We start from the raw sequence: 17,680 nt of genomic DNA on the forward strand, positions 1-17,680 counted from the left end.
AAACGATCCCTCATAAGGGGACAGGAACCTTTCGTTCCGCGGCCTCCGCCCGATGGGCCGTGACCGGTACCGGGCGGCCCGCGGGGGCGTTGTCAGTGGCGCGGGCTACGGTTTCCGCATGGCTGCCCGTACCAAGTCCACCAAGGACCGCCCGTCCTACCGCTGCACCGAGTGCGGCTGGCAGACCGCCAAATGGCTCGGCCGCTGCCCGGAGTGCCAGGCCTGGGGCACGGTCGAGGAGTACGGCGCGCCCGCGGTCCGCACGACGGCGCCCGGCCGCGTCACCAGCTCGGCGCTGCCCATCGGCCAGGTCGACGGCCGTCAGGCCACCGCCCGCACCACCGGTGTGCCGGAGCTGGACCGGGTGCTCGGCGGCGGCCTGGTGCCCGGCGCGGTCGTCCTGCTCGCGGGCGAGCCCGGCGTCGGCAAGTCCACGCTGCTGCTGGACGTGGCGGCCAAGTCGGCCAGTGACGAACACCGCACCCTCTATGTGACGGGCGAGGAGTCGGCGAGCCAGGTGCGGCTGCGCGCCGACCGCATCGGCGCCCTCGACGACCACCTGTACCTGGCCGCCGAGACAGATCTGGCGGCCGTCCTCGGCCACTTGGACGCGGTGAAGCCGTCCCTGCTGATCCTGGACTCGGTGCAGACGGTCGCCTCGCCGGAGATCGACGGCGCGCCCGGCGGCATGGCCCAGGTGCGGGAGGTGACCGGCGCGCTGATCCGCGCCTCCAAGGAGCGCGGCATGTCCACGCTGCTGGTGGGCCACGTCACCAAGGACGGCGCGATCGCGGGCCCCCGGCTGCTGGAGCACCTGGTGGACGTCGTCCTCCACTTCGAGGGCGACCGGCACGCCCGCCTGCGCCTGGTGCGGGGCGTGAAGAACCGCTACGGCGCCACCGACGAGGTCGGCTGCTTCGAACTGCACGACGAGGGCATCACCGGCCTCGCCGACCCGAGCGGGCTCTTCCTGACCCGACGGTCCGAACCGGTCCCGGGCACCTGCCTGACGGTCACCCTGGAGGGCCGGCGCCCGCTGGTGGCGGAGGTGCAGGCGCTGACCGTGGACTCCCAGATCCCCTCCCCGCGCCGGACCACGTCGGGCCTGGAGACCTCCCGGGTGTCGATGATGCTGGCGGTGCTGGAGCAGCGCGGGCGGATCAGCGCGCTCGGCAAGCGGGACATCTACTCCGCGACGGTGGGCGGGGTGAAGCTGTCCGAGCCCGCCGCCGACCTCGCGATCGCCCTCGCCCTCGCCTCGGCCGCCAGCGACACCCCCCTGCCCAAGAACCTCGTCGCCATCGGCGAGGTCGGGCTCGCGGGCGAGGTGAGACGGGTCACCGGCGTGCAGCGCAGGCTCGCCGAGGCGCACCGGCTGGGCTTCACGCACGCCCTCGTACCGGGCGATCCGGGCAAGGTCCCGGCCGGGATGAAGGTCCTGGAGGTCGCCGACATGGGGGACGCGCTCCGGGTGCTGCCACGCTCCCGTCGCCGAGAGGCCCCACGGGAGGCGGAGGAGCGCCGGTAGACTTTGCCCAGGTCTCGCCCGTCCGTACGAACCGAGTGCGCACGACGGCAGCGCCCAGAACCTGCGACCGGAGGAGTGCAGTGGCAGCCAACGACCGGGCAGCAGCTCCCGGAAAGTCCGGTGGGAGTGCCGGTTCCGATCGCCTGATGCGCGCCTCGCTGAGCGCCGTGGCTCCCGGCACGCCCCTGCGCGACGGCCTGGAGCGGGTCCTGCGCGGCAACACCGGCGGGCTGATCGTCCTCGGCTCCGACAAGACCGTCGAGGCGATGTGCACCGGCGGTTTCGTCCTGGACGTGGAGTTCGCCGCGACGCGGCTGCGGGAGCTGTGCAAGCTGGACGGCGGCATCGTGCTCTCCTCCGACCTGTCCAAGATCCTGCGGGCCGGCGTGCAGCTCGTGCCGGACCCGACCATCCCGACGGAGGAGACGGGCACCCGGCACCGCACGGCGGACCGGGTCTCCAAGCAGGTCGGCTTCCCGGTGGTCTCCGTCTCCCAGTCCATGCGGCTGATCGCGCTCTACGTGGACGGCCAGCGCCGCGTCCTGGAGGACTCCGCGGCGATCCTCTCCCGCGCCAACCAGGCCCTGGCCACCCTGGAGCGGTACAAGCTCCGCCTGGACGAGGTCGCGGGCACGCTGTCGGCGCTGGAGATCGAGGACCTGGTGACGGTCCGGGACGTCTCGGCGGTCGCCCAGCGCCTGGAGATGGTCCGGCGCATCGCCACCGAGATCGCCGAGTACGTGGTCGAACTGGGCACCGACGGGCGTCTTCTCGCGCTGCAGCTCGAGGAGTTGATCGCCGGTGTGGAGCCCGACCGCGAACTGGTCGTACGGGACTACGTCCCCGAGCCCACCGCGAAACGGTCCCGCACGGTGGACGAGGCGCTCTCGGAGCTGAACGCCCTGACCCACGCCGAGCTCCTCGAAATGGGCACGGTGGCGCGGGCGCTGGGCTACACGGGCTCCCCCGAGACCCTCGACTCCGCGGTGTCCCCGCGCGGCTTCCGGCTGCTGGCCAAGGTGCCGAGGCTGCCGGGCGCGATCATCGACCGCCTGGTGGAGCACTTCGGCGGGCTGCAGAAGCTGCTCGCCGCGAGCGTGGACGACCTCCAGACGGTGGACGGCGTAGGCGAGGCCCGTGCCCGGAGCGTCCGCGAAGGCCTGTCCCGCCTGGCCGAGTCGTCGATCCTCGAGCGCTACGTCTGACCGGACCGGCCGCCGCCGGCATGCGTCCCCGCGTGATCGCGGGCACGCGTGCCTCCCCAGGGCCTTGAGTGCCCAGGGCCTTGAGCGGCCTGGGGGATTCCCGCACCCCGCCCAGTCGCGGCGCAGGGCGCCTCACCAGCGGCAGCGCCCCGCGCCAGGGCCTGTCCGGCGATTCGCTTCGGATCAGCCCGCGGCGTCCGGTGCCGTGCATCGCCAGGCGGAGGGTCGCCCTCGTACCGGATGTACCTGGGCGCACCCGACAACGCGGCGAGGTGCGGTGCCAGACGTCGCGGGCCCGGCGGGAATCGTCAGACAGGCCCTAGTCGGCCGACAGCACGAACGAGGCCCGCGCCTTCGCGAACCCCGGCGCCTTCGCCTCCAGCAGGTACGTCCCCGTCTTGGCCGACCCCGCCGGCGGCGTCGCGCACTCCGGCGCGCTCGGCTTGCGGTCCCACTTCACCGTGTACGTGATGGTCTGGCCCGCGTCCACCCGGAAGAGCAGGCTCGCCGCGCCCTTCGGGCAGTCGGCCGACGACCAGTACGCGTCGTCGCCTTCCGCCGGCGTGATGGTCAGCACCGCCTTCTTCGGCCCGAGATCGACCTTGCAGTCACCGGACGAGGAGTTCTTCGCGACGAGTTCGAACTCCGGTGTCTCGTCGGGCGAGTAGGAGTTGTGCACGCTGCGCAGGGTCAGCGTGACCGCGCCGGCCGTGCAGTCGGGCAGCGTGGTGGACGCGGGCAGCGCGTCGCCCGCGACGACCCCGCCGCCGGCGGCCGCTGAGCCGCCGCCCGAGCCGCCGCCGGAACTCCCGTCGGAGCCGCCCGAGCCGGAGCCGCCCTTGCCGTCCGAGCCGGAGTCGGAACCGGAGCCGGAACCCGAATCACTCCCGCCGGTGTCCCCGCCACCGCCCGACTCGTCGCGCCCGCCCGGGTGTTCGCTGTAGGCCGGGCCGGAGGAGGACGGGCCCGGCGCGATGGTGGACGCGGGATTCTTGCCGTGCGGCCCGTCGGCGCCGTTCTTGCCGCCCCCGCCGCCCCACGTCACGATCCAGGCGACCAGCAGCGCCAGCAGGGCGAGGACGGACAGCAGTAGGACCCTCCGTCGCCAGTAGATGGAGGAGGGAAGCGGCCCGACCGGATTGCGCAGAGATCCCACGGCGCAAACTGTACGAGAGATCGCCGCCCGCGCTCGCTTCACCCGCCGCCCGCACGGCAACTTTTCCGGATCATCATCCCGGTAACTGCCGCGGGGGAAAGGCTTTTTCACACACAGCTACGCGACGCGACGCTCCGCGACCGCGCCGTGGTCGGCCACACCCCGCCGAGCCGTGGCAGGATCGGGAGGCCATGACTGAGAAGCTGCACGCCCCCGTGATCGCCTGGTTCGACTCCCACGCCCGCGACCTCCCCTGGCGCCGCCCGGATGCGGGCCCCTGGGGCGTGATGGTCAGCGAGTTCATGCTGCAGCAGACTCCGGTGAGCCGGGTGCTCCCGGTGTACGAGCAGTGGCTCGAACGCTGGCCGCGCCCCGCCGACCTCGCCAAGGAGGCTCCCGGTGAGGCGGTGCGCGCCTGGGGCCGGCTCGGCTATCCGCGCCGCGCCCTGCGCCTGCACGGAGCGGCCGCGGCCATAACGGAACGGCACGGCGGCGACGTACCGACGGACCACGCGCAGTTGCTGGCGCTCCCCGGGATCGGCGAGTACACGGCCGCCGCGGTGGCCTCCTTCGCGTACGGGCAGCGCCACCCGGTGCTGGACACGAACGTGCGCCGGGTCTTCGCGCGGGCGGTGACGGGCGTGCAGTACCCGCCGAACGCCACCACGGCCGCCGAGCGGCGGCTGGCCCGGGAGCTGCTGCCGCAGGACGAGAGGACGGCCGCGCGCTGGGCCGCCGCCTCCATGGAGCTGGGCGCGCTGGTGTGCACCGCGAAGAACGAGGGGTGCCCGCGCTGCCCGATCGCCGCGCAGTGCGCGTGGCGGCTCGCGGGCAAGCCGGAGCACGAGGGTCCGCCGCGCCGGGGCCAGACGTACGCGGGCACGGACCGCCAGGTGCGCGGCAAGCTGCTCGCGGTGCTGAGGGAGGCGCACGCGCCGGTGCCGCAGGCGGCGCTCGACCGAGTCTGGCACGAGCCGGTGCAGCGCGCCCGCGCGCTCGACGGGCTGGTGGCGGACGGCCTGGTGGAGCCGCTACCGGGCGGCCTGTACCGGCTGCCGCTGACCTGACGCACGGCCAAGTCACGTCCGGCCGGGATCTGTTACGACGCCGACAGCCCAACAAACAGGCGGATAGCCGGACATAAACGCCACGCTCTTTACCCCGTACCTACTTCCGTTACACAACCGACGGACAGCCGATTGCCGGCCGCAGGCTGCTGCGCACAGCCTCGTGACAACCGCTCCGTAGCTTTCTTCCCGTGCCCGGCGGACCAACGGGCGAGCAGGACGGCGGGACTTCAGGCACGGGCCTGAGTACACGGGGAACGGAGGCGGTCGATCATGACGCAGGGTGAGGTGCTCGAGTTCGAGGAGTACGTCCGCACCCGGCAGGAGGCGCTGCTGCGCAGCGCCCGCCGGCTGGTCCCGGACCCGGTCGACGCCCAGGACCTGCTGCAGACCGCCCTGGTACGGACGTACGGCCGCTGGGACGGCATCGCCGACAAGCGGCTCGCGGACGCCTATCTGCGCCGGGTGATGATCAACACCCGTACCGAGTGGTGGCGGGCGCGCAGGCTGGAGGAGGTCCCCACCGAGCAGCTCCCGGAGTCCGCGGTGGAGGACGCCACCGAGCAGCACGCCGACCGGGCCCTGCTGATGGACGTCATGAAGGTGCTCGCACCGAAGCAGCGCAGTGTCGTGGTGCTGCGACACTGGGAGCAGATGTCCACCGAGGAGACGGCCGCCGCACTCGGCATGTCGGCCGGAACGGTCAAGAGCACGCTGCACCGGGCGCTCGCCCGGCTCCGTGAGGAGCTGGAGGCGCGCGATCTGGACGCACGCGCGCTGGAGCGTGAGGAGCGGGAGCGTTGCGCGGCCTGACCGGGGCCGGGCCCGAGCGGGCCCCAGGCAGTTCATTGGCGGTGATCGCGGCAGCGGCCTCGGTCACCGCCCTCGCCCTTTTCGCCGCCGCCTGCGGCACCGGGGGGACGGGTGCGCGGGACGAGGGCCCGGCGCACGCCTCCGCGGTGGCGGGCGCCGTCGCCTCGCCGCCGCCCAGTCCGTCCGGGTCCTACCGGCGGGTGGACGCGGTGGCGCTGCTGCGGCACGACCCCGAGGTGTCGGCCTCGGTCAAGCGCGACCTCAAGCCGTGCAACGGCGACGACTACCCGGTCGACGTCTCCTACGGAGACCTGACCGGCGGCGCCGCGAGCGACGTCGTCGTCAACGTGCTGACCTGTGCGGACGCGGTGGGCGTCGGCTCGTACGTCTACCGCGACGAGAACGGCGCGTACAAGAATGTGTTCAGGTCCGAGGAGTCCCCGGTCTACGCGGAGATCGTGCAGGGCGTCCTGACCGTGACCAAGCAGGTGTACCGCAGGGGCGACCCGATCTCGCGCCCGTCCGGCGAGGACGTCATCCCCTACGAGTGGCGGGCGGGGCGCTTCGCCCAGGGCAAGCCCGTCCACAACGACTACAGCAAATCCGTCGGCGGGGGCGCCACACCCCCGCCGGACAACTGACCGGCACGATCACCACCGGCCACGAGCACCCGCCCACCACGACCACCCACCGACCTCGACCACCCACCGACCACGAGCACCCGAGGACTGAGAGCACCCGGATGGCAGACCAGACCCACGTCCTGTTCGTCGAGGACGACGACGTCATCCGTGAGGCCACCCAGCTCGCCCTGGAGCGGGACGGCTTCGCGGTCACCGCCATGCCCGACGGGCTGTCCGGACTGGAGTCGTTCCGGGCGAACCGGCCCGACATCGCGCTGCTCGACGTCATGGTCCCGGGCCTGGACGGCGTCAGCCTGTGCCGCCGCATCCGGGACGAGTCGACGGTGCCGGTGATCATGCTGTCGGCGCGCGCCGACTCCATCGACGTGGTGCTCGGTCTTGAGGCGGGCGCCGACGACTACGTGACCAAGCCGTTCGACGGCGCCGTGCTGGTCGCCCGGATCCGCGCGGTGCTGCGCCGCTTCGGGCACGCGGGCGGGGCCGCGCCCGGCTCCGGCTCCGCGACGGAGCCGAGCGGCGGGACGCTGACCTTCGGCGAGCTGGAGATCGACACCGAGGGCATGGAGGTGCGCCGGGGCGGGCGGCCGGTGGCGCTCACCCCGACCGAGATGCGGCTGCTGCTGGAGTTCTCCGGCTCGCCCGGCACCGTGCTCTCCCGCGACAAGCTGCTGGAGCGGGTCTGGGACTACGGCTGGGGCGGGGACACCCGCGTCGTCGACGTCCATGTGCAGCGGCTGCGCCAGAAGATCGGCCAGGACCGGATCGAGACGGTCCGTGGGTTCGGCTACAAGTTGAGGGCCTGAGCGGAGCGCGACATGCGGGGGATCCTTCGGCGCCCGATGCGGCGCGTGGAACGGGCGGGACTGCGGACCGGGCTGAGGTGGAAGCTGAGCGCGGCGATCGCGCTGGTCGCCGGTCTGGTGGCGATCGCGCTGAGTCTGGTCGTGCACAACGCGGCCCGTGTCTCCATGCTGGACAACGCCCGCGACCTGGCCAACGCGCGGGTGCAGATCGCGCAGCGCAACTACGAGCTGGGCGGCCGGCCGAACTTCCCGAGCATCAAGATCGACGACCCGGACCTGCCGCCGCCGCTGCGCGAGAAGGTGATGGAGGGCCGCCGGGCCAGCTACGTGGGCGACCGCGGCGGCGGGCCGGACATCTGGGCGGCCGTGCCGGTCAAGGACGGCCACGTGCTGTCCCTGCACAGCAGCTTCCCGGACCGCTCCACGGACGTGATGAAGGACCTCGACCAGGCGCTGGTCATCGGCTCCATCGCGGTCGTGCTCGGCGGCAGCGCGCTCGGGGTGCTGATCGGCGGGCAGCTCTCGCGGCGGCTGCGCAAGGCGGCGGCCGCGGCGGGCCGGGTCGCCAAGGGGGAGACGGACGTACGGGTGCGGGAGGCCATCGGCGGGGTCGTCCGGGACGAGACGGACGACCTCGCGCGCGCGGTGGACGCCATGGCGGACGCGCTGCGGCAGCGGCTGGAGGCCGAGCGGCGGGTGACCGCCGACATCGCGCACGAGCTGCGCACCCCGGTGACGGGCCTGCTGACGGCCGCCGAGCTGCTGCCGCCGGGGCGTCCCACGGAGCTGGTCCTGGACCGGGCGAAGGCGATGCGCACCCTGGTCGAGGACGTGCTTGAGGTGGCCCGGCTGGACAGCGCCTCCGAGCGGGCCGAGCTGCAGGACATCATGCTGGGCGAGTTCGTCGCCCGGCGGGTCGCGGCCAAGGACCCGGACATCACCGTGCGGGTGGTGCACGAGTCGGAGGTCACGACCGACCCGCGCCGGCTGGAGCGGGTGCTGTTCAACCTGCTGGCCAACGCCGCGCGGCACGGCAGGCCGCCGGTGGAGGTGACCGTGGAGGGCCGGGTCATCCGGGTCCGCGACCACGGCCCCGGCTTCCCCGAGGCCCTGGTCGCCGAGGGGCCGAGCCGCTTCCGCACCGGCAGCACGGACCGTGCGGGCCAGGGACACGGCCTGGGCCTGACCATCGCGGCCGGCCAGGCCCGGGTGCTGGGCGCCCGGCTGACCTTCCGCAACGTGCGCCCGGCCGGCGCCCCCGAGCACATCCCCGCGGAGGGCGCGGTGGCCGTCCTCTGGCTCCCGGAGCACGCCCCCACCAACACCGGCAGCCACCCCATGCTGCCGCTGTCCGGCGGGCGTTAGGGCCGCCGCCACAGGCGGGTCCGGGACCTGGGCGCGGACCCACGTACGGCACCGCGCGGACGCGCGTGCGGCACCGCGCGGACGCGCGTGCGGGACTCCGGGCCGGTGCGGGACTCCGGGCCCGCGTGCGGCACGGCGGACGCACGTGCCGGGCCCACGTGCGGCAACGCGGACGCGCGTGCGTGAGTCCGAACCCGCGTACGGGACTCCGGGCCCGCTCCCGGTGACCGCCGCCCGGCACGGCGAAGGCCCCCGGGGCGGACACCGCCGGGGGCCTTCGGACCGGAAGCGGCTCAGAGAGCCTCGGTCACCTCGGGCTTCTGGGGGCCGCCCTTGAGCGGCACCTCCTTCACGAACAGCGCCGCGATCAGCACGAGGACCGCGATCACCGCGCCGAGCAGGAACGCCGAGTGCGTGCCGGCCGACACCGCGTGCTGGTACGCCTCCCGCGCCTGCACCGGCAGCTTCGCCAGGCTCGCCGCGTCGAGCTGCGCCGACCTCTCGGTCACCTTGGAGCCCAGCGCGCCGGCCTTCTCCGCCATGACGTCCTGGACCCTGTGGTTGAACAGCGCGCCCATGACGGCCACACCGAAGGAGGAGCCGAGCGTGCGGAACAGGGTGGTGGAGGAGGACGCCACGCCCATGTCCTTCATCTCCACGCTGTTCTGCGCGACCAGCATGGTGATCTGCATCAGGCAGCCCATGCCCGCGCCCAGCACGGCCATGTAGATGCCGGAGGTCAGCCGCGTGGTGCCGGTGTCCATCAGCGACAGCAGGTACAGCCCGACGACCATCAGCACGCCGCCCATGATCGGGAACACCTTGTAGCGGCCGCTGTTGGTGGTGATCCGGCCGGCCACCATCGAGGTCACCAGCATCGCGCCGAGCATCGGCAGGAGCAGCAGACCCGAGTTGGTGGCGGAGGCGCCCTGGACCGCCTGCTGGTACAGCGGCAGGAAGAGGGTCGCGCCGAACATCACGAAGCCGGTGATGAAACCGATGACCGACATCAGGGTGAAGTTGCCGCTGCGGAAGATGTGCAGCGGCAGGACCGGCTCGGCGGCCCTGGTCTGCCAGAACACGAACCCGACGAGCGCGGCGACGCCGATGCCGATCAGCTCCATGATCCGCGCGGAGGTCCAGGCGTACTCGGTGCCGCCCCAGGTGGTGACGAGCACGATGGAGGTGATGCCGACGGTCAGCAGCACGACGCCGAGGTAGTCGATGCCCGCCTTGGACCGCTTCTTCGGCAGATGCAGCACCGCGCTGACCAGCGCGAGCGCGACGGCGCCGAGCGGCAGGTTGATGTAGAAGGACCAGCGCCAGCCCCAGTTGTCGGTGATGGTGCCGCCGACCAGCGGGCCGCCGATCATCGCCAGCGCCATGACGCCGGCCATCATGCCCTGGTACTTGCCGCGCTCCCGCGGCGGGATCAGGTCGCCGATGATCGCCATGACGCCGACCATCAGACCGCCGGCGCCGAGGCCCTGCACGGCCCGGAACCCGATGAGCTGACCCATGTCCTGAGCCATGCCGCTCAGCGCGGAGCCGATCAGGAAGATCACGATCGAGCTGAGGAAGGTGGCCTTGCGGCCGAACATGTCGCCGAGCTTGCCCCAGACCGGGGTCGCCGCCGCGGTCGCCAGGGTGTAGCCGGTCACCACCCAGGACAGGTGCTCGAGGCCGCCGAGCTCACCGACGATCGTCGGCATCGCGGTGCCCACGATCATGTTGTCGAGCATCGCGAGCATCATCGCGATCATGAGCGCGAGCAGGACCACCCGTACGCTCTTCGGCTGCTTCTCCTGCGAGGTGTCCGGCTGCCCGGGCGTTCCCCGGTCCGTCGCGACCGCTTGTGTGTCCGCCATCTCTCCCACTCCCCCTGACGGCCCCTTACTTGCCGCCCGGCTAGTTCACTACAGTGGGGGAAGGTAGACCCGCCACTAGCCGGTCGTCAAGTAAGTTTCGCGGGAGCGCGAGGAGTACGAGGATGGGCGTCACCATGGACGGCACCAAGCAGCAGCGCCGCGGCAACACCCGCCAGCGCATCCAGGACGTGGCGCTCGAACTCTTCGCCGAGCAGGGCTACGAGAAGACCTCCCTGCGCGAGATCGCCGAGCGTCTCGACGTCACGAAGGCGGCCCTGTACTACCACTTCAAGACGAAGGAGGAGATCATCGTCAGCCTCTTCGAGGATCTGACGCAGCCGATCGAGGACCTGATCGAGTGGGGCCGCAGCCAGCCGCACACGCTGGAGACCAAGCAGGAGATCGTACGGCGCTACAGCCAGGCGCTGGCCGCCGCGGAACCGCTGTTCCGGTTCATGCAGGAGAACCAGGCGACGGTGCGTGAGCTGCGCATCGGCGAGTCCTTCAAGGACCGGATGCGCGGCCTCAGGGACATCATCATCGACCCCGAGGCCCAACTCGTCGACCAGGTCCGCTGCGTGAGCGCGCTGTTCACGCTGCACGCGGGGATGTTCGTGATGCAGGACCTGGAAGGCGACTTCGAGAAGAAGCGCGCGGCCGTTCTCGAAGTCGCCGTGGATCTCGTCACGCAGGCGCATCAAGGCGCCCACGGAGAACGGTAGATCAGACCTTCACGCCGTGGGCCTTGAGGAAGACCACCGGGTTGACGGCGGAACCGTAGTTCGGCGTGGTCCGGATCTCGAAGTGCAGGTGCGGGCCGGTGGAGTTGCCGGTGCTGCCCGAGAGGGCTATGTGCTGGCCGGTCTTGACGGCCTGGCCGACCTTGACGTCGATCCGGGACAGGTGCGCGTACTGCGAGTACGTGCCGTTGTCGTGCTTGATGACGATGGCGTTGCCGTAGGCGGGGCCGTCACCGGCGCCGTTGGGGCCGGCCTTGACGACGGTGCCGTCGTGCGCGGCCAGGACCTCGGTGCCGGTCGGGACCGCGAAGTCCTGACCGCTGTGCTTGTGCGCCCAGTGGCTGCCGTCCTGCATGAAGCTGGCGGACAGCGTGTACTGCTTCACCGGGTCGATCCAGGAAGCGGCCGACGGGGTGGCCGCGCTCGCGACCCCGGTCCCCACCACGGCCGTGGCGCCGAGTCCGGCAGCCAGCACGGCCACGCGGGTGCGGAGCGAGGACGTACGCGAAGAACGGGACGTGAAGCGCTGGAACATCGAAACCTCATGGGCTAGGAGACGGATGAGCCGTGCGACGTACAGGCGTTCGCCGCGTCGGCCATTCATTGGTAACCCACCACCTCATCTATCCACAAAGCCCTACTTCTACGGCGTCAGGTAGTAGAAGCCCGCAAAAGCACCCACTTATTGACAGACGCGACTCTTCGGACACTAACGCCGCTGACCTGCACTTTCTTCGCTGCCCGCTGGGCGTAATGCCCCACTTTGCCCCGGTAGGAAAAGCACTAACCCGGCTAGTAACGGGCATTTCCCCTGTGCCGCTTGTCACCGTCGGGACGGCCTCCAGGGCGCCCGAATGTGACGTGCGCTACTCGCCTACGGCGTAGGGAAGTTGGCGCCGCGAGGTGCGTTCCGGCCCCTGACGCCCCGTCATCCCGCCCCGCCTGGCCCGGGAAATGTGACGCAGACCCCTGTACGACTACCGTTCAGTAACCCTACGGTTCCTCTCGCGTCACCCTCAGCACTGATCATGCCCCTGACAGTCACCGTTCTGTCCTGCAGTACGGACGTGAGAGGACCCCCACCGATGACCAGACGCCCCTGGGCGCGCCGCGTATCCGCCGTCGCCGTCTCCGCGGCCGCGCTCGCCGCCCTGGCCGCCCCCGCGGAGGCGGCCGGCACGGCAGCGAGCACGGGCTCCACTGCCACCGCCTCCGCCACGGCCGCCAAGGTCGACCACGCCACCTGGCAGAAGGACTGCCAGGCGGTCATGGACCAGGCCCTGCCCTACCTGAAGGGCCGTATCGCCGCGGCCGGGCCGGGCGAGAAGCAGGCGATCGTCTTCGACGTCGACAACACGACGCTGGAGACCGACTTCGGCTTCAGCTTCCCGCAGCCGGCCAACAAACCGGTGCTGGACGTCGCCCGGTACGCCCAGGAGCACGGCGTCTCGCTCTTCTTCGTCACCGCCCGCCCGGGCATCATCGAGGCGCCCACCGAGTGGAATCTCGAGCACGACGGCTACGAGGTCTCCGGCCTGCGGGTCCGCGGCTTCCTCGACCTCTTCGAGGACGTCGCCGCCTACAAGACCGCCCAGCGCGCCGACATCGAGAAGCTGGGCTACACGATCATCGCCAACATCGGCAACAGCGTGTCCGACCTGTCGGGCGGCCACGCCGAGAAGGCGTACAAGCTGCCGGACTACGACGGCCAGCTGTCCTGACGCACGGCGAAAGGGGCTGCCCCGGGACCGAAGTCCCGGGGCAGCCCCTTTCGTTCGCGGCCCCGGAGGGTTACGCGTCCTTGCTCAGGTTCGGACCGGCACCGCCGGCCGCCTGCTCGATCGGCGGGACGTCGGGCAGCGCCGACTTCTCCTCACCGCGGAAGGTGAAGGTCTGGGCGTCGCCCTCGCCCTCGGTGTCCACGACCACGATGTGACCGGGGCGCAGCTCGCCGAAGAGGATCTTCTCCGAGAGCGTGTCCTCGATCTCGCGCTGGATCGTGCGGCGCAGCGGCCGGGCGCCCAGCACCGGGTCGTAGCCCTTCTTGGACAGCAGCTCCTTGGCGGTCTGGGACAGCTCGATGCCCATGTCCCGGTCCTTCAGGCGCTCGTCCACCTTGCTGATCATCAGGTCGACGATCCGCAGGATGTCGTCCTGCGTGAGCTGCGGGAAGACGACCACGTCGTCGACGCGGTTGAGGAACTCGGGGCGGAAGTGCTGCTTGAGCTCGTCCGACACCTTGTTCTTCATGCGCTCGTAGTTGGACTTCGTGTCGCCCTGGGCCGCGAAGCCCAGGTTGAAGCCCTTGGAGATGTCCCGGGTGCCGAGGTTGGTCGTCATGATGATGACCGTGTTCTTGAAGTCCACGACCCGGCCCTGGGAGTCGGTCAGGCGACCGTCCTCCAGGATCTGCAGCAGCGAGTTGAAGATGTCCGGGTGGGCCTTCTCGACCTCGTCGAAGAGGACGACGGAGAACGGCTTGCGGCGGACCTTCTCGGTGAGCTGGCCGCCCTCCTCGTAGCCCACGTAGCCGGGGGGCGAACCGAAGAGCCGCGAGACCGTGTGCTTCTCGCTGAACTCCGACATGTCGAGGGAGATCAGCGCGTCCTCGTCGCCGAAGAGGAACTCGGCGAGCGCCTTGGACAGTTCGGTCTTACCGACGCCGGACGGGCCGGCGAAGATGAACGAACCACCCGGACGCTTCGGGTCCTTCAGACCGGCACGCGTACGGCGGATCGCCTTCGACAGCGCCTTGACGGCGTCGACCTGGCCGATGACCCGCTTGTGGAGCTCGTCCTCCATGCGCAGCAGACGCGAGGACTCCTCCTCGGTCAGCTTGAAGACCGGGATGCCGGTGGCGGTCGCGAGGACCTCGGCGATCAGCTCGCCGTCGACCTCGGCGACGACGTCCATGTCGCCGGCCTTCCACTCCTTCTCCCGCTTGGCCTTGGCGGCCAGGAGCTGCTTCTCCTTGTCGCGCAGGGAGGCGGCCTTCTCGAAGTCCTGCGAGTCGATCGCGGACTCCTTGTCCCGGCGGACGCCGGCGATCTTCTCGTCGAACTCGCGCAGGTCCGGCGGCGCGGTCATCCGGCGGATGCGCATCCGGGAACCGGCCTCGTCGATCAGGTCGATCGCCTTGTCCGGCAGGAAGCGGTCCGAGATGTACCGGTCGGCCAGGGTGGCGGCCTGGACCAGCGCCTCGTCCGTGATGGAGACCCGGTGGTGGGCCTCGTACCGGTCACGCAGACCCTTGAGGATCTCGATCGTGTGCGGCAGGGACGGCTCGGCGACCTGGATGGGCTGGAAGCGGCGCTCGAGGGCCGCGTCCTTCTCCAGGTGCTTGCGGTACTCGTCCAGGGTGGTGGCGCCGATGGTCTGCAGCTCACCGCGCGCCAGCATCGGCTTCAGGATGGAGGCCGCGTCGATGGCGCCCTCGGCGGCACCCGCACCGACCAGCGTGTGCAGCTCGTCGATGAACAGGATGATGTCGCCGCGGGTGCGGATCTCCTTGAGCACCTTCTTCAGGCGCTCCTCGAAGTCACCGCGGTACCGGGAGCCGGCGACCAGCGCGCCGAGGTCCAGGGTGTAGAGGTGCTTGTCCTTGAGGGTCTCGGGCACCTCGCCCTTGACGATGGCCTGGGCGAGGCCCTCGACGACGGCGGTCTTGCCGACGCCGGGCTCACCGATCAGCACCGGGTTGTTCTTGGTACGGCGGGACAGCACCTGCATGACCCGCTCGATCTCCTTCTCGCGCCCGATGACCGGGTCGAGCTTGGACTCACGAGCGGCCTGGGTGAGGTTCCGGCCGAACTGGTCGAGGACCAGGGACGTCGAGGGGGTGCCCTCGGCAGGGCCGCCGGCGGTGGCGGTCTCCTTGCCCTGGTAGCCGGAGAGCAGCTGGATCACCTGCTGCCGCACCCGGTTGAGGTCTGCGCCCAGCTTGACCAGGACCTGGGCGGCGACGCCCTCGCCCTCACGGATCAGGCCGAGCAGGATGTGCTCCGTGCCGATGTAGTTGTGGCCCAGCTGAAGGGCCTCGCGGAGCGACAGCTCCAGGACCTTCTTGGCACGGGGAGTGAAGGGGATGTGACCGGACGGGGCCTGCTGGCCCTGGCCGATGATCTCCTCCACCTGCTGGCGGACCGCCTCAAGCGAAATGCCGAGGCTCTCCAGGGCCTTAGCGGCGACACCTTCGCCCTCGTGGATGAGACCCAGGAGGATGTGCTCGGTGCCGATGTAGTTGTGGTTGAGCATCCGGGCTTCTTCCTGAGCCAGGACGACAACCCGCCGCGCGCGGTCGGTGAACCTCTCGAACATCGTTAATCGCTCCTCAGAGCGGTCAGGCAGTGGGGGGAACTTCCCCTCCCTGTCCTTCCGCAGCTTAGTCCCGCAAGCGGGGACCGCTCATTCCAACTGCCGACACCGTCGATGGCCTCCTGACCCCGAACGCCGACATCTGTCCCAACCCGATGGTGCGAGACGATGTTCCCGCAGGCCAGGCAGTTACCCCAGTCGCCAGTACGCCGATGGCGAACGTGAGACCGCCCGTCCTGCGTGTCGCCCCCTCCCACTAGGCATGTCTTACCCGCTGGGACCGACGCTCCATGCCGGACCCCCCGGTTCCCTCCGCTATGGGCGAACAACCTTGCGGCTGCCCGGACCCCGCGCACCCCCTCGCCCCGTACACTGCGCGACCATACCGGCGCCCGGCGTAACCACGGGGCGGATGTGACGGTTGCACCTGGCATGGCCGGCTCTGTCCCCGCGACCTCATCGGTCCCCCTTCCCCGTCGTCCGTCCGATCCGGCGCCGCCCGGCCCGCGGGCGTGCGGTCCGGACCCGGAGACCCGGGACCGGCACTGGTACGAGAACGAACTCGGCTGGCCGACCGTGCCCGGACGGCCGCCGATGCTGGTCACGGGGGTCCGCTACGACGTCCTGGACGTGCCGGCCGGGGCGGGCGCCCCGGCGCTGCGGCACCTCGGGCCGGGTTCTCCGGTGGCCCTGTGGGGCGGCCGGATGCGGCTGCTGGTGACCGCGGGCAGCGCGGAGGAGCTGCCGGGGGTGCTGGAGTGGCTTGAGTGGCGCGGGCTGGTGCCCGAGCTGCGGGCGCTGGGCGAGGGCGGTCTCATGGAGGCGCCTGCGCGGCCCGGTGCGAGCCACTGCGCCGCGCTGCCGCCGGCGCGGGGTTCCGGCGCCGGGCGCGGCTCGGATTCCGCGCAGGGGGCCGCCGTGTGGCTGCGGCCCCCCGGGCCGGGGGGTGAGGTCGAGGCCTCGCTGCCGGCGTTGCCGGCCGTGGGGGGCCCGACAGGCGCCCCGGATCTCGTAAGACTGGTGGACACGCTGGCGACGCACTGCCATCGCGCCCGGCTGCGGCCCGCGAACGCCCGGCCGCCCGCCTGCGGGGGAAATCAGCCGTTGGCCTTCTCGTAGGCCTCGCGAATGGACGCGGGAACACGGCCGCGGTCGTTGACCTCGTAACCGTTCTCCTTGGCCCACGCGCGGATCGCCGCCGTGTCCTGGTTGCCGCCGGATGCGGGGCGCGTCTTTCCGCGTCCGCCGGCGGCACGGCCCCCGGTACGACGACCGCCCTTCACATAGGGCTCGAGAAGGCCACGCAGCTTGTCCGCATTGGTCGTCGTGAGATCGATCTCGTAGGTCTTGCCGTCCAGCGCGAACGTCACCGTCTCGTCCGCCTCGCCGCCGTCGAGGTCGTCGACAAGAAGGACCTGAACCTTCTGTGCCACCGTATTTCCTTTCATCGATAACGTGCGGGCCAGGGGTGTGTGCGGCGTCCGCCGTTTCGCCGCCCCTGTTATATGCAGTACTGCAGTACGTCGGAAAGCAAACCGCTTTTGCCGGAAAAACACAAACCCCTGGGAGAGACCCGGGGGCCCGCAGCACTCCGGAAACATACGCGTTTCGGACATAGGGCACCGCGGGCATTGACGATCACAGATGCAGAAGCATCCGGCTGTTGCCCAAGGTGTTCGGTTTCACTCGTTCGAGACCGAGGAACTCCGCGACGCCCTCGTCATAGGAGCGGAGCAGCTCCGCGTACACATCGGTGTCGACGGGGGTCTCACCGATCTCCACGAAGCCGTGCTTCTGGAAGAAGTCGACTTCGAAGGTCAGACAGAAAACGCGGCGAACGCCGAGCCAGCGCGCGGTATGCAGCAACTTCTCCAGCAAGTGGTGCCCCACCCCGGCGCCCTTCAGACCCGGCTTCACCGCGAGAGTGCGGACTTCGGCCAGGTCTTCCCACATGACGTGCAGCGCACCGCAGCCGACCACCTCGGCGTTGTCGTCCCGTTCCGCGACCCAGAACTCCTGGATGTCCTCGTAAAGGGTGACCATGGCTTTGTCGAGCAGGATGCGGTCTCGGACGTAGGCGTCGAGGAGGTGGCGCACGGCCGGCACATCGCTGGTCCGGGCCCGCCGGACGGTGATGGCTTTCGCGGGGACTTCGCAACGTTCTGCTGACATGTGCG

The 17,680-nt window shown here is 70.9% G+C and carries 16 protein-coding genes; 10 read left to right on the forward strand and 6 right to left on the reverse strand.

From position 1 onward, the window contains the following. Nucleotides 1-118 precede the first annotated feature (118 nt). Together radA and disA are read left to right on the forward strand one after the other, a co-directional pair. Nucleotides 119-1,528 (forward strand): DNA repair protein RadA, encoded by a 1,410-nt coding sequence (radA, locus tag ACFQ9Z_RS11400; RefSeq protein ID WP_383014541.1) that lies wholly within the window; start codon nucleotides 119-121, stop codon nucleotides 1,526-1,528. A gap of 80 nt (nucleotides 1,529-1,608) precedes the next feature. Next, the gene (disA, locus tag ACFQ9Z_RS11405; RefSeq protein ID WP_383014544.1) at nucleotides 1,609-2,733 is read left to right on the forward strand and encodes a DNA integrity scanning diadenylate cyclase DisA; all 1,125 of its coding nucleotides are present in this window, start codon (nucleotides 1,609-1,611) and stop codon (nucleotides 2,731-2,733) included. A gap of 319 nt (nucleotides 2,734-3,052) precedes the next feature. Here disA and ACFQ9Z_RS11410 read toward each other — a convergent pair whose 3' ends face one another. Then, nucleotides 3,053-3,889 carry a hypothetical protein gene (locus ACFQ9Z_RS11410; protein WP_383014547.1) on the reverse strand — a complete coding sequence of 279 codons (837 nt, stop codon included), beginning with the start codon at nucleotides 3,887-3,889 and terminating at the stop codon, nucleotides 3,053-3,055. Between the two features lie 191 nt (nucleotides 3,890-4,080). On the opposite strand from ACFQ9Z_RS11410, the gene ACFQ9Z_RS11415 reads away from it, so the two are divergent. From ACFQ9Z_RS11415 to cseC, 5 genes are all read left to right on the forward strand, one after another. Next, nucleotides 4,081-4,956 (forward strand): A/G-specific adenine glycosylase, encoded by an 876-nt coding sequence (locus ACFQ9Z_RS11415; protein ID WP_383014550.1) that lies wholly within the window; start codon nucleotides 4,081-4,083, stop codon nucleotides 4,954-4,956. A 273-nt stretch (nucleotides 4,957-5,229) separates the two neighbouring features. Then, entirely contained in the window at nucleotides 5,230-5,769 is a 540-nt protein-coding gene (locus tag ACFQ9Z_RS11420) for a SigE family RNA polymerase sigma factor (protein WP_383014553.1), read from the forward strand. Beyond that, complete coding sequence (locus ACFQ9Z_RS11425; protein WP_383014556.1) at nucleotides 5,757-6,410, forward strand: hypothetical protein; 654 nt, start codon at nucleotides 5,757-5,759, stop codon at nucleotides 6,408-6,410. Before ACFQ9Z_RS11420 ends, ACFQ9Z_RS11425 begins: the two co-directional genes overlap by 13 nt. Before the next feature lie 101 nt (nucleotides 6,411-6,511). After that, nucleotides 6,512-7,216, forward strand: coding sequence for a two-component system response regulator CseB (gene cseB / locus ACFQ9Z_RS11430; protein WP_383014559.1), 705 nt, complete (start codon nucleotides 6,512-6,514; stop codon nucleotides 7,214-7,216). 12 nt (nucleotides 7,217-7,228) lie between these two features. Then, nucleotides 7,229-8,581: a two-component system sensor histidine kinase CseC gene (gene cseC / locus ACFQ9Z_RS11435; RefSeq protein WP_383014562.1), complete on the forward strand. Its 1,353-nt coding sequence runs from the start codon at nucleotides 7,229-7,231 to the stop codon at nucleotides 8,579-8,581. 293 nt (nucleotides 8,582-8,874) lie between these two features. Here the strand turns inward: cseC and ACFQ9Z_RS11440 are convergent, their stop codons facing one another. Then, nucleotides 8,875-10,449, reverse strand: a complete 1,575-nt coding sequence (locus ACFQ9Z_RS11440; protein ID WP_383014565.1) for an MDR family MFS transporter — start codon at nucleotides 10,447-10,449, stop codon at nucleotides 8,875-8,877. A gap of 122 nt (nucleotides 10,450-10,571) precedes the next feature. Between ACFQ9Z_RS11440 and ACFQ9Z_RS11445 the strand changes: the two genes are divergently transcribed. Further along, the gene (locus tag ACFQ9Z_RS11445; RefSeq protein ID WP_143629527.1) at nucleotides 10,572-11,171 is read left to right on the forward strand and encodes a TetR/AcrR family transcriptional regulator; all 600 of its coding nucleotides are present in this window, start codon (nucleotides 10,572-10,574) and stop codon (nucleotides 11,169-11,171) included. Between the two features lies 1 nt (nucleotide 11,172). On the opposite strand, the gene ACFQ9Z_RS11450 is transcribed toward ACFQ9Z_RS11445, so the two are convergent. Next, a complete protein-coding gene (locus tag ACFQ9Z_RS11450) occupies nucleotides 11,173-11,724 on the reverse strand; it encodes a M23 family metallopeptidase (RefSeq protein WP_383014568.1) in 552 nt (183 codons plus the stop codon). 550 nt (nucleotides 11,725-12,274) lie between these two features. Between ACFQ9Z_RS11450 and ACFQ9Z_RS11455 the strand changes: the two genes are divergently transcribed. Continuing rightward, a complete protein-coding gene (locus ACFQ9Z_RS11455; RefSeq protein ID WP_383014571.1) occupies nucleotides 12,275-12,910 on the forward strand; it encodes an HAD family acid phosphatase in 636 nt (211 codons plus the stop codon). A gap of 70 nt (nucleotides 12,911-12,980) precedes the next feature. On the opposite strand, the gene ACFQ9Z_RS11460 is transcribed toward ACFQ9Z_RS11455, so the two are convergent. Further along, nucleotides 12,981-15,506 carry an ATP-dependent Clp protease ATP-binding subunit gene (locus ACFQ9Z_RS11460; RefSeq protein ID WP_383014573.1) on the reverse strand — a complete coding sequence of 842 codons (2,526 nt, stop codon included), beginning with the start codon at nucleotides 15,504-15,506 and terminating at the stop codon, nucleotides 12,981-12,983. 429 nt (nucleotides 15,507-15,935) lie between these two features. Here ACFQ9Z_RS11460 and ACFQ9Z_RS11465 point away from each other — a divergent pair, with 429 nt between their 5' ends. Beyond that, the gene (locus tag ACFQ9Z_RS11465; RefSeq protein WP_383014575.1) at nucleotides 15,936-16,622 is read left to right on the forward strand and encodes an SCO3374 family protein; all 687 of its coding nucleotides are present in this window, start codon (nucleotides 15,936-15,938) and stop codon (nucleotides 16,620-16,622) included. Here the strand turns inward: ACFQ9Z_RS11465 and ACFQ9Z_RS11470 are convergent. Continuing rightward, nucleotides 16,601-16,936 (reverse strand): Lsr2 family protein, encoded by a 336-nt coding sequence (locus ACFQ9Z_RS11470; RefSeq protein WP_143629537.1) that lies wholly within the window; start codon nucleotides 16,934-16,936, stop codon nucleotides 16,601-16,603. The genes ACFQ9Z_RS11465 and ACFQ9Z_RS11470 overlap by 22 nt on opposite strands. A gap of 205 nt (nucleotides 16,937-17,141) precedes the next feature. Further along, the gene (locus tag ACFQ9Z_RS11475) at nucleotides 17,142-17,675 is read right to left on the reverse strand and encodes an amino-acid N-acetyltransferase (RefSeq protein ID WP_383014579.1); all 534 of its coding nucleotides are present in this window, start codon (nucleotides 17,673-17,675) and stop codon (nucleotides 17,142-17,144) included. Nucleotides 17,676-17,680 lie beyond the last annotated feature (5 nt).

It is taken from the genome of Streptomyces sp. NPDC056580, from assembly GCF_042793175.1.
In the GTDB taxonomy this organism is placed as follows: Bacteria; Actinomycetota; Actinomycetes; order Streptomycetales; family Streptomycetaceae; genus Streptomyces.

Coding starts and splice junctions, on each gene's coding strand:
- ACFQ9Z_RS11445 (WP_143629527.1), top strand. CDS start 10,572: ATGGGCGTCACCATGGACGGCACCAAGCAGCAGCGCCGCGGCAACACC.
- radA (WP_383014541.1), top strand. CDS start 119: ATGGCTGCCCGTACCAAGTCCACCAAGGACCGCCCGTCCTACCGCTGC.
- cseB (WP_383014559.1), top strand. CDS start 6,512: ATGGCAGACCAGACCCACGTCCTGTTCGTCGAGGACGACGACGTCATC.
- ACFQ9Z_RS11475 (WP_383014579.1), bottom strand. CDS start 17,675: ATGTCAGCAGAACGTTGCGAAGTCCCCGCGAAAGCCATCACCGTCCGG.
- cseC (WP_383014562.1), top strand. CDS start 7,229: ATGCGGGGGATCCTTCGGCGCCCGATGCGGCGCGTGGAACGGGCGGGA.
- ACFQ9Z_RS11415 (WP_383014550.1), top strand. CDS start 4,081: ATGACTGAGAAGCTGCACGCCCCCGTGATCGCCTGGTTCGACTCCCAC.
- ACFQ9Z_RS11465 (WP_383014575.1), top strand. CDS start 15,936: ATGGCCGGCTCTGTCCCCGCGACCTCATCGGTCCCCCTTCCCCGTCGT.
- ACFQ9Z_RS11440 (WP_383014565.1), bottom strand. CDS start 10,449: ATGGCGGACACACAAGCGGTCGCGACGGACCGGGGAACGCCCGGGCAG.
- ACFQ9Z_RS11450 (WP_383014568.1), bottom strand. CDS start 11,724: ATGTTCCAGCGCTTCACGTCCCGTTCTTCGCGTACGTCCTCGCTCCGC.
- ACFQ9Z_RS11460 (WP_383014573.1), bottom strand. CDS start 15,506: ATGTTCGAGAGGTTCACCGACCGCGCGCGGCGGGTTGTCGTCCTGGCT.
- ACFQ9Z_RS11455 (WP_383014571.1), top strand. CDS start 12,275: ATGACCAGACGCCCCTGGGCGCGCCGCGTATCCGCCGTCGCCGTCTCC.
- ACFQ9Z_RS11420 (WP_383014553.1), top strand. CDS start 5,230: ATGACGCAGGGTGAGGTGCTCGAGTTCGAGGAGTACGTCCGCACCCGG.